The sequence below is a fragment of the Occultella glacieicola genome (assembly GCF_004353825.1).
GTDB classification, from domain to species: Bacteria; Actinomycetota; Actinomycetes; order Actinomycetales; family Beutenbergiaceae; genus Occultella; species Occultella glacieicola.
In genome coordinates, this window is sequence record NZ_SMNA01000001.1 from 184252 (window position 1) to 195140 (window position 10889).

At 73.3% G+C, this 10889-nt stretch carries 7 protein-coding genes; 5 read left to right on the forward strand and 2 right to left on the reverse strand.

Annotated elements, in window-relative coordinates:
* The first annotated feature begins 9 nt into the window (after positions 1 to 9).
* Genes EXU48_RS00830 through EXU48_RS00845 form a run of 4 tightly spaced genes read left to right on the forward strand, consistent with a single transcriptional unit; the run spans position 10 to position 4540 of the window.
* On the forward strand, positions 10 to 420 hold the full coding sequence (locus EXU48_RS00830) for a GPW/gp25 family protein (RefSeq protein WP_133105683.1): 411 nt from the start codon (positions 10 to 12) through the stop codon (positions 418 to 420).
* 1 nt (position 421) lies between these two features.
* Complete coding sequence (locus EXU48_RS00835; protein ID WP_133105684.1) at positions 422 to 2371, forward strand: putative baseplate assembly protein; 1950 nt, start codon at positions 422 to 424, stop codon at positions 2369 to 2371.
* Position 2372: 1 nt separating this feature from the next.
* Complete coding sequence (locus EXU48_RS00840; RefSeq protein ID WP_133105685.1) at positions 2373 to 2915, forward strand: phage tail protein I; 543 nt, start codon at positions 2373 to 2375, stop codon at positions 2913 to 2915.
* The gene (locus EXU48_RS00845; protein WP_133105686.1) at positions 2915 to 4540 is read left to right on the forward strand and encodes a zinc ribbon domain-containing protein; all 1626 of its coding nucleotides are present in this window, start codon (positions 2915 to 2917) and stop codon (positions 4538 to 4540) included. The genes EXU48_RS00840 and EXU48_RS00845 overlap by 1 nt, the downstream gene beginning before the upstream one ends.
* Here EXU48_RS00845 and EXU48_RS00850 read toward each other — a convergent pair.
* Both EXU48_RS00850 and EXU48_RS00855 read right to left on the reverse strand, forming a co-directional pair.
* Entirely contained in the window at positions 4524 to 7496 is a 2973-nt protein-coding gene (locus EXU48_RS00850) for a BTAD domain-containing putative transcriptional regulator (RefSeq protein WP_165962638.1), read from the reverse strand. The genes EXU48_RS00845 and EXU48_RS00850 overlap by 17 nt on opposite strands.
* A gap of 211 nt (positions 7497 to 7707) precedes the next feature.
* Positions 7708 to 9054 carry an MATE family efflux transporter gene (locus EXU48_RS00855; RefSeq protein WP_133105688.1) on the reverse strand — a complete coding sequence of 449 codons (1347 nt, stop codon included), beginning with the start codon at positions 9052 to 9054 and terminating at the stop codon, positions 7708 to 7710.
* A 395-nt stretch (positions 9055 to 9449) separates the two neighbouring features.
* On the opposite strand from EXU48_RS00855, the gene dnaB reads away from it, so the two are divergent.
* Positions 9450 to 10787: a replicative DNA helicase gene (gene dnaB, locus EXU48_RS00860; protein WP_133106057.1), complete on the forward strand. Its 1338-nt coding sequence runs from the start codon at positions 9450 to 9452 to the stop codon at positions 10785 to 10787.
* Positions 10788 to 10889 lie beyond the last annotated feature (102 nt).

Below are 10889 nucleotides of genomic sequence, written 5' to 3' on the forward strand. Positions count from 1 at the left end.
GAGGCAGGCATGGGTCAGGAGTTCATCGGGGCCGGCTGGTCCTTCCCGCTGCGGTTCGACCGTACCGGGCGGGTCGCCCTGGTCCGCGAGACCCGTGAGATCGAGGAGAGCATCCGCCTGATCCTGGCCACCTCCCCGGGGGAGCGGCCGATGCGGCCGGAGTTCGGCTGTGCCATCCACGACTACGTGTTCGCACCGGCCAACGCCGCGACCGCCGGTGACATCGCCTACGTCGTGAGGGTGGCGCTGGACCGCTGGGAGCCCCGCATCGACCTCGAGGACGTGGTGGTGCGCTTCGACGCGGCCGACGACGGCGTCCTGTTCGTCGACGTCGTCTACTCCATCCGCGGCACCAACGAGCCGCGGAACCTGGTCTTCCCGTTCTATGTGATCCCCACCCACGACGAGGCCGGAGCCTGACATGCTGCCCACCCCGAACCTCGACGACCGCCGCTTCCAGGACCTCGTCGACGACGCCAAACGGATGGTGCAGCGGCACAGCCCGGAATGGACGGATCACAACGTCTCCGACCCTGGGGTGACCCTCATCGAGACCGTCGCGTTCATGACCGACGAACTCTTCTACCGGCTCAACCGGGTGCCGGACCGGCTCTACCTGACCTTCCTCGACCTGCTCGGCATGAGCCTGCTCCCGCCGACCGCCGCCAGCGTGGACGCCACCTTCTGGCTCTCCGCGGCGCAGCCCGAGACGGTCGCGGTGCCGGAGGGCTTCGAGATCTCCACGTTGCGCACCGAGGACGACCCGGCCACGCTGTTCGCGACCGTCCGCGCGCTGGAGATACCGCCGCGGCGGCTCGCGCACGTCATGACCCAGGGGGCCGAGGGGGAGGCGCTGCTGCGCGACGAGGACCTGCTCGGCGGCGACGGGTTCGAGGTCTTCTCCGCGAAACCGGTCGAGGACGACGTGCTCCTGGTCGGTCTCGACGAGCCGGCCCCCTCGTGTGCGGTGGCGCTCCGATTCGAGTCCGAGGTGCAGGGCGTCGGCGTCGACCCGCGGAACCCCCCGCTGGTCTGGGAGGCCTGGGACGGCCGACGGTGGGTCGCCTGCGACCTGGACAGCGACGGCACCGGCGGACTGAACCGGGCCGGGGACGTGGTCCTGCACGTCCCGGAGACCCACACGGCCTCGGTCATCGGGCGGGTCCGGGCCGGCTGGCTGCGGTGCCGGGTGATCCCCGCGGACGAGGGCTTCCCGTTCTACAGCGCCTCCCCCACGATGCGGGCCGCGAGCGCGACCACGGTCGGTGGCACGGTGCCCGCGGTCCATGCCGAGACGATCAATAACGAGGTCCTCGGACTCTCCGAGGGCACGCCGGCACAGGTGTTCCCGCTCGAGCGCCGTCCGGTCGTGGCGGGCGGTCCGCCGATCGAGCTCGAGGTGGCCGACGGCGGTGGCTGGCAGCGCTGGACGGAGGTCGACTCGTTCGCCGGTGCCGGACCGGACGACCACGTCTTCTGGGTCGACCGCGCCCAGGGGGCGCTGCACCTGGGTCCCGCGGTGCGTCAGGTGGACGGGTCGCTTCGCTCCTACGGCGCGGTGCCGCCGAAGGGGGCACCGCTGCGGGTCCTGAGCTACCGCACCGGGGGCGGGCCCTCCGGCAACGTCGGGGCCCGGACGATCCGCGTCATGCGGGCCACGGTGCCGTTCGTGGACCGGGTCGAGAACCGGCGTCCGGCGCTCGGCGGGGTGGCGCCCGAGTCGATCGCCGAGGCCCGCCTGCGCGGGCCGCTGGCCCTGCGGACCAGGGACCGCGCCGTGACCGCGGAGGACTACGAGCAACTCGCCCGGGCCGCGGCGCCCGGGATCGCGAGAGTGCGGGCGGTCCCGGCCGTCGGCGATGCCGACGCGGGGGCGGTGCGGGTGCTCGTGGTGCCGTCCGCCGTCCCGGACGACGAGGGCCAGCTCCGGTTCGAGGATCTGGTGCCCTCCTCCGATGATCTCGCCGCGGTGGCGGCCTACCTCGACGACCGGCGCCCGGTGGGGGTGCGCGTGCTCGTGGAGCCGCCGTTCTACCAGGGCGTGACCGTCGTGGCCCGGTTGAGCCCGCGGCCCCGCACGACCGCACACGTGCTCGAGCGCAACGCGATCCGGGCGCTGAACCGGTACTTCGACCCGCTCACCGGAGGGCTCGACGGCGGGGGGTGGCCGTTCGGGAGACCGGTGCAGGCCGGCGAGGTGTACGCCGTGCTGCAGCGTCTGCCCGGCACGGAACTGGTCGAGGACGTGAAGCTGTTCGCGGCCGACCCGATCACCTCGCGGCGGGGCGAGCCGGTTCAACGCATCGAACTGGACCAGCATGCCCTGGCGTTCTCCTACCGGCATCAGGTCCGGATCACGGCGGGAGGCTGAGATGCGCGGCATGCTCCCCGGGATCGTCCCGGTCGTCCCGATCGCCTCCCGAATGCCAGGGGTGTACGCCGACGACGAGGCGATGCAGGCCATCACGCGGGCCCTGGACGAGGTGCTGGCGCCGACCTACACCACGCTGGACTCCCTCTGGACCTACCTCGACCCGCACCTGGCGCCGGAGGACTTCCTGGAGTGGCTCGCGGACTGGGTCGGCGTCGAGGTCGACGACGCCTGGTCCCTCGAGCGCAAGCGGGAGATCGTGGCGCAGGCCGCCCAGATCCACCGCCTGCGCGGCACGGCGGCCGGCCTGGAACTGGCCGTTCGGCTGGTCACGGGAGCGGAGGTCACGGTGGCCGACTCCGGCGGCACCATCTGGTCGCGGACCCCGGGTGCGGACCTGCCCGGCAAGGCGCCGGCGGAGCTGACCGTGACCGTGCACGTGCCCGACCCGGACACGGTCGACCTGGCCCGGGTGGACCGGGTGGTCAGGGACGTCAAGCCCGCGCACGTGCCGCACGTCGTCGAGATCGTGGAGGTGGCCTGATGGTGATCTGTCCCGAATGTGGCACCCGCAACGAGGTCGGGGAGCAGTTCTGTGGGGGCTGCGGCACCTATCTGGAGTGGGAGGAGGCCGAGTCCGAGGAGGCAGCGGAACCGGCACCCCAACCGGAGCCCGAGCTGGAACCCGAACTTGTGCCGGACCGGGCCCTGAGCCCGGAGCCGGATCTCGCGCACCCCGGGGCGCCGGAACCGGACGGGCCCCGGCCCGCGGAGCCTGCACGTGCCCTGCCTCCGGACGCGGTGCCGGACCGGCTCCCCGAGCCCGAACGGGTCCCCGAGCCGGCGCCGGGACGGTCCGCGGAGGTGACCCGAGCGACCACGCGACCGGCCCCACCGGCGCCCGGCCCGGCCCCGGAACCGGCGCCCGGCCCGGCGCCCGAACCAACGCCCGGCCCGGCCCCCGAACCAACGCCCGGCCCGGAAGCGCCGCGGACCACGGGACCGGCCCGTGAACCCGTCTCGGCGTCGGAACCGGGCGCGCAGCCGGACCCGGTGCCGGAACCGGCCCCGCAGCCGCCGGCGGACTCCGCGACCGAGGCTGCGCCGTCGGGCACCGAACCCGCCCGACCCCCCGGCCAACCGCACCAGAACGGCACACCCGACCGGGAGACCGTCGAGCAGTCCAAACCGGCCGCGATGATCGCACCGGCGCTGGTGGCGCCGCCCGTGCCGCGCAAGCGCCGGAGCACCAGGGACTCCGAGCGACCCGCGTCCGGCGCCACCGGAGGGCAGCGCCCGGGTGCTCCCGTGCCCGTCGCCGACCAGCCGGGCGCCCAGTCGCCGGGCACCCCGCAGGCGGTGCGGCCGGGGGCGGCCAAGCCACGACCGAAGCCCCGGCCGGTCCCCGAGGACGAACCGCCGCCCGCCCCCGGCGACCTCATCTGCGGCAACTGCGGCACCGGGAACGTGCCCACCCGCAAGTTCTGCCGCCGCTGCGGGACCAGCCTCGCCGAGGCGAAGGTGCAACCGACCCGGTCCTGGTGGCGGCGCCTTCTGCGTCCCGACGCCAAGCCCGGTCCCGCGGCCGGCACCCGGCCCAAGACCCGTCGGCGCAGGTTCCCCACGAGGCTGGTCAGTGTCGTCGTCATCCTCGGACTGCTCACCGCGGCCGGACTGTACTTCCGACCCGAGCTCGAGCGGGCCTATCAGAGCGTGCTGGACCGGGCCCAGGGCAATGCGACGGTGAACCCGACCGCCTTCACGGCGTCGAGCGAGGGCACGGAGACGCCGGCGACGAACCTGGGGGACGGCACCAACGACCGCGCCTGGATGCCCGCGGCACCCGGCCCGAGCGCCGGCCAGTGGGTCGAGGTGACGTTCGCGCAGCCGTTCCGGATGGTCCGGATCCTGGTGACGTCGGGCGCGTCCTCGGTGCAGGAGGACTTCCTCGCGCAGGACCGGCCGCAGACCGTGACCGTGACCATCACCACGGACACCGGCGCCCAGGTGAGCGAGGACGTGGTCCTCGAGGACGTCGCGGGCGCTCAGAGCGTCGAGCTCGTGGCCGAGGGGGTGGTGGCGGTCCGGATGACGGTCGTGGACACCTGGGACCCGAGACCCGAGACCTACGTGGCCATCGCCGAGCTGGAGTTCAGGGGGCGCGAGTAGGTTCGGTGGGGACGCCGAGGGTGGCGAGCATCTCCGCGTAGTGGCGCTGCGCCCGACGCGCCTCCGCCGTCGCGCCGGCTCGGGTGAGCGCGTCGATCAGCAACTGCCAGGACGCGTCGCGGAAGCTGTCGAACTCGATGCTCCGGTTGGCTGCGTGGGCGGCCGCCTCGGGGTTGCCTGCCGCCAGCTCCACGGTACCGAGAGCCGCGGCGGCCTCGGCGGCCTGCCCGCGGTAGCGATCCCGGGGTCCGATCACCCACTCGGCCGGGCCGTCCTCGGGCAGCAGGTCCCCCCCGTACAGGTCGAGGGCGCGCCGCAGGGCCGCGGCGTGGGCGACCGGGTCCGTGGCGCGGGTCCGGTTCGCGGTCCGGATCGCCTCCTCGAACTCCACGACGTCGCATCGTGAATTGCTGCGCAGGTGCAGCGCGTAGGCCTCACCGTCCCGCACCAGCAGGGTGCTGCTGCGCGCGGGCCGGCCGGGCTCCAGGCACCGGCGGATGGTGGACACACTCACCTGCAGGTTGTGCATGGCGGCGGCGGGGTCGAGGTCCCGCCAGAGTGCCTCGGCCAGGCGCTCGCGGTGCACCGGGCGGCCGGCGCTGAGGGAGAGGATGCGCAGCACCGCCCGGGCCCGCGGCCGCATCTGACCCAGGTCGACGCTACGTCCGCGCACGGTGATCGAGAACGCGCCGAAGCAGCGCACGTCGAGTTCCGCCGTCTGCGCCGCGGACCGGTCGGGGGCGACCGTGGCTGGTTCCGATGCGGGCGTGGCGGCCCGGTCGGCCGGGCGGCCGGGGAACGGGTCGACCGGCTCGGGCGCCAGCCACTCCCAGGGTCGGGCCAGCAGTCCCTCGGCGTCCGCTGTCGAGGTCGCCAGGTGCATCATCTCGCCCGCGTGGGCACCGTCGGCGGCGCCGTCACGGGCCAGCGTCGCGTAGGCGGTCGCCAGCGCGCCGGGCACAGCGAGGGTCCGGGCGAAGGACTCGGCGGCCACGGCGTCGGCCGCCGCATCCGGCAGCCGGGCGGAGGTGGCCGTGAGCGCGTACAGCGATCGCGACCATGCCTCGAGCGCCGTGGCGCCGAGCGTCCGGAACCGCAGTCCGAGGTCCTCCCACTCCTGCGGATGCACCCCACCCGCGCGCAGGCAGAAGAGTGACAGCGACCAGGAGATGATGGCCGCGCCCCAGGCGTCCCCGATCCGGTCGCAGTGTCGGATCAGGGTGTGCGCGCGCCGATGGGACCGCTCGTCCCCGTCGAAGCAGATGATCGCTCCGTGGGCGAGCCGGGCCAGCCAGGTGGCCCCCGCCTGCTCGGCGGCCACATACACACGGTCGATGGCGGCGAGCGTCGGCAGCGTCGGACGCGTGGAGGCCATCGCGACCTCCGCGAGCCGGGCCGCGAGCGCCATCTCGTCCGGGGCCTCGGGGTCGGAGGCGCACTGGTGCAGCACGTCGGTCGCGGTGCGCTGATCACCGGCGATCAACAGACCGATGCCCTCCGCGAGGGCGCCGCCCGGGCCTCGCTGACGGGCTGCGCGCCGAGCCGCCAGCAGCGGGTCCCTCCGGGTCGCCTCGCGGATGCACAACTCCCAGCTCTCGGCGCGGTCCGACGCGGGTGTGGTCACCCATGCGCCCGCGCTGACGGCGATCGCCCGGGTCGCGGCCCGCTCGGCCGCGCTGCTGGAGTCGCCGAGGTCGTCCAGGAGGTTACGGACGTGGTCGAACCGCCCGTCGAGGTGCGCGGCACGGGCGCGGGCGATGGTGCGCCAGGGAGGTGGGCCGATCCGGTCGACGGGCAGCGGGTCGGTCCAGAGCCGTCCGCGGCCGTCGACCGAGCCGGTCCCGACGTCCTCCAGGACTTCGGTCAGGGACCGCCAGTCCTCCGCCAGGCAGAGTGCCCGCATCGCCTCGTGGGTGGCCCCCTCGGTGCGCAGCACGGCGGCGGCGCGCGAGAGGTCGGCGGCGGCTCGCTCCGGGCCGAGCTCGGCGCGGGCCGCGGCGAGGAGATGACGGCGCAGCACCCGGTGCATGCGCAGACGACCGTTGCCGGCGTCGATCAGCAACGGCAGGGACCGGGCCGCCGCCTGCAGGTCCTCGTGCCCGGTGTCGGTGCCGCGGAGCGCGTCGACGCGGGCGGCGCTGAGGTCCTCGAACACGGCCACGTCGGCCAGGAACTGCCGCTGCGGCGGGGGCAGGGCCTGCAGCATGGTCGCGTCCAGGTAGGCCCGCGCGTAGTCGGCGTGCACGGGCAGCGCGTGCACCGCGCGCCGGCGCTCGGCGGGCAGCCGGCCCTCGATGGCGCGTTGGAACAGGCGCACCGCTGCGGCCCAGCCCTCGGTCTCCCGGGTGATCGTCACCACGTCGTCGTGCGGCAACGGCTCGTCGCCGGCCGTGCGCAGCAGGGCCTCGGTGTCCCAGACCCGGAACCGCAGATCGGCTCCGGTGAGCAGGACGGGTGCCGGGATCTCCGAACGGGTCAGGTTCAGGGTGGGCATCGTGCGGGAGCCGATCAGGATCCGCAGGCGGTCGCTGGTGCTGAGGATGAGCGTCTCCAGCTCGGCCTCAGCGGGGGTGCCGACGACGTGGTGGACGTCGTCGAGGACGAGCAGCAGGGGCGCCGCCTGATGGTCGACGGCGTCCAGCACGTCCGCGACGCCGGTCGCCTCGGTCATGGGCGGGCGGGTGGCGCGGCCGGTCCGCTTCGCGGGTGCGGTCGCCACCGCACCCTCGGGCCCCCCGATCGGTCTGGCAGCCCGCACCGCGGTCGCGATCGCTCGGATCAGGGTGAGCGGGTCCGCCTCCGATCGGGTGAGCCGGCACCAGGCCACCGGCCCACCGTGGGTCCGGGCCCAGCGCGCCATCAGGGTCGTCTTTCCCGTTCCCGCCCAGGCAACGACGAGTCCGAGACGGGTCGCCTTGATCCCGTCCAGGGACCGGAGCAGCGTCGAACGCGGCACGCCCCAGGTCTGTGGGACGCGCGTCGTCGAGACCGTTTCCCGGCCATCGATCCTGACGCCTTCGGCCACGGGCCGCCTCCCGGTCCTAACGTTTCTGAGCATAGGCCGGACGGACTCTCGAAGTTGCCCGAATGGGCGACCGGTCTCACCCGTACAGGAGGCCCGTTCGGGTGTTCTGATACCTCAGAGCCGGGCGCCGGAACGGTGCTCGTCAGGCACCCAGGACCATCCAGGCGGTGCCGCGCGCCCGCAGGCCCGTGGTGAGGGCGCGGGCGCCCACGAAGCCCCCCGCGAAGGCGGCCCACAACCACGCCAGCCCCGCCGCGCCGTCGGGAGCCCACAGCCAGACCGCGCCCACCAACGGGAGGTAGACGACGAGCGTGAGCACCCCGGCCCACGCGAGGAACCGGCCGTCCCCGGCGCCCATCAGGACGCCATCGAGCACGAACGGCCACGCCGCCAGCGGCAGCAGCAGACCGATCACCACCAGGGAGATGGCCGCGGCCCGCTGCACCTGGGGGTCGGAGGTGAACAGCGGGGTGACGAGCCAGCCGAGCCCGGCGATGAGCACTCCCATGGCCGCGCCCGCGGCCGTACCCCACTGCAGGCAACGGCGGATGACCGAGCGGACCTCGGCGGCGTTCCGGGCGCCGAGAGCGTGCCCGACCAGTGCCTGGGCCGCGATCGCGAGGGCGTCGAGGGCGAACGCGGTCAGCACCCAGATCGCGTTCACGATCTGGTGCGCGGCGAGGGTGGCGTCCCCCAGCCTGGTGGCCGTGGCCACGGTGATCAGGATCGCCGCCCGGAGGGTGAGCGTCCGGATCAGCAGCGGAGTCCCCGCGCGGGCGTTGGCCAGGATCCCGGCCGGGTGCGGCCGCAGCCCCACGCCGCGGGCCCGGGCGCCGCGGAGCACGATCGCGGCGAGCACGGCGCCCATGCCGAGCTGGGTGAGCGCGGTGGCGAGGCCCGACCCCGCGATGCCCATGCCGAACCCGTACACGAGCGTGATCGATCCGATCGTGTTGACGACCGCGCCGACGACCGCGACCACGAGCGGCGTGCGGGTGTCCTGGAGCCCGCGCAACGCGCCGGTCGCCGCGAGGACCACGAGCATCCCGGGGATCCCGGGCGCCGAGGCCCGCAGGTACGCGGTCGCCTGCGGGACCACCTCCGCGGAGGCGCCGAGCGCCGTCACGATCGGTTCCGCGGCACCCACGGCGACGGCGAGGGTCGCCACGCCGAGGCCGAGCGCCAGCCAGATGCCGTCGAGCCCGACGGCGAGGGCACCCTTGGTGTCGCCGGCGCCCAGGCGCCGGGCGACGGCGCCGGTGGTGGCGTAGGCGAGGAAGACGAACACCGCGACGATCGTGACCAGCACCGTCGAGGCGAGGGTCAGCCCGGCGAGTTCGGCGGTGCCGAGGTGACCGACCACAGCCGAGTCGATGAGCACGAACAGCGGCTCGGCGACGAGGGCGCCGAGCGCCGGGACTGCGAGGGACAGGATCCGCCGGTCGAGGGCCCGCCGGTCATCGGCGTGTACGCCCGGCGTGTCGTCCACCGATCCTCCGAGTAATTGTTGTGCACACCCTGGGTACGGCGGATTCGTTCGGATTCCGCCGGTGCTCACGTGTTATCCACACCCGTGGACGGACCCTGTGCACAACGATTTCCGCTGCGGTCCACATGCTGTCCACAGCCTAGGGGGTGTTCGTCCCCAGGCCGTCGCGAGGCCGGCTTGTGGGGTGCACCGTGGGGGGCATACGGTCACGCGGGTGTGCCGGGCCGACCCTCGACGCGGGCGACGGAGCGGGCGTTGTCGGTGGTCTCCGATACACATGTACGAATGGGATTTTGAACGCTCACGATGTCAGGGGAGGCGGTCCACGCGATGGCCAGGGCTCGGTTCGACGGACGTGACCAGGCACGGAGGGTAGGGCAGTGAGCGTCACCGAGATGTCTCCGGCGCGGGAGAGCTTCGAGCGCACCCCGCCGCAGGACGTGGCCGCCGAGCAGAGCGTGATCGGCGGCATGCTCCTGTCCAAGGACGCGATCGCGGACGTGGTCGAGGTGCTCCGCGGCACCGACTTCTACCGCCCGGCGCACGAACTGATCTACGACGCGATCCTGGACCTGTACGGCCGCGGCGAGCCGGCCGACGCCGTCACCGTCTCCGCCGAACTCACCAAGCGCGGCGAGCTCACCCGCATCGGCGGCGCCCCGTACCTGCACACCCTGCTGTCCTCCGTGCCCACGGCGGCCAACGCCGGCTACTACGCCCGGATCGTGCGCGAGCGGGCCGTGCTGCGCCGCCTGGTGGACGCCGGCACCCGGATCGTGCAGCTGGGCTACGCCACCGACGGCGGGGACGTCGACGAGCTGGTCAACACCGCCCAGGCCGAGGTGTACGCCGTCACCGAGCGACGCACCGCCGAGGACTACGTCCCGCTCAAGGACGTCATCAACTCCACCATGGAGGAGATCGACGCCGCCTCCCACCGCGGCGAGGGGATGGTCGGGGTGCCGACCGGGTTCGCCGACCTCGACGCGCTCACCAACGGGCTGCACCCCGGGCAGATGATCGTGCTGGCGGCGCGACCAGCTGTGGGCAAAAGCACTATGGGACTCGATGTCGCCCGCGCTGCGTCCATCAAGAACGGGCAGACGTCGGTCATCTTCTCCCTGGAGATGAGCCGCAACGAGATCGCGATGCGGATGCTCTCCGCGGAGTCGCAGGTGCCGCTGCAGAACATGCGCAAGGGCAACATGCGCGACGAGGACTGGACCCGGATGGCGCGCGCGATGGGCCGGGTGTCCGAGGCTCCGCTGTTCATCGACGACAGCCCGAACATGTCGCTGATGGAGATCCGCGCGAAGTGTCGACGGCTCAAGCAGCGCCACGACCTCAAGCTCGTCGTCATCGACTATCTCCAGCTGATGAGTTCGGGCAAGCGCGTGGAGTCCCGGCAGCAGGAGGTCTCCGAGTTCTCGCGTGCGCTGAAGCTGCTTGCCAAGGAGCTCGAGGTCCCGGTCATTGCGATTTCGCAGCTCAACCGGGGCTCCGAGCAGCGGACCGACAAGAAGCCGCAGATGAGCGACCTGCGTGAGAGCGGCAGCATCGAGCAGGACGCGGACGTCATCATCCTGCTCCACCGCGAGGACATGTACGAGAAGGAGTCCCCGCGCGCGGGTGAGGCGGACATGATCGTGGCCAAGCACCGAAACGGTCCCACGGACACGATCGTCGTGGCGTTCCAGGGCCACTACGCGCGGTTCGTGGACATGGCCCAGTAGTTGTGACGGGAGGTTCCTCAAGACGGCGGGCCGTCGCCATATTCGCGTGCCGCCGTGACCGGATCTCCTTTCCGAGGGCGTGACCGGTGCGGTCTCGCGTGA

What these genes read in the sequence shown, in the direction of transcription:
- EXU48_RS00830 (WP_133105683.1), top strand. Translation starts at nt 10, where the DNA reads ATGGGTCAGGAGTTCATCGGGGCCGGCTGGTCCTTCCCGCTGCGGTTC.
- EXU48_RS00835 (WP_133105684.1), top strand. Translation starts at nt 422, where the DNA reads ATGCTGCCCACCCCGAACCTCGACGACCGCCGCTTCCAGGACCTCGTC.
- EXU48_RS00840 (WP_133105685.1), top strand. Translation starts at nt 2,373, where the DNA reads ATGCGCGGCATGCTCCCCGGGATCGTCCCGGTCGTCCCGATCGCCTCC.
- EXU48_RS00845 (WP_133105686.1), top strand. Translation starts at nt 2,915, where the DNA reads ATGGTGATCTGTCCCGAATGTGGCACCCGCAACGAGGTCGGGGAGCAG.
- dnaB (WP_133106057.1), top strand. Translation starts at nt 9,450, where the DNA reads ATGTCTCCGGCGCGGGAGAGCTTCGAGCGCACCCCGCCGCAGGACGTG.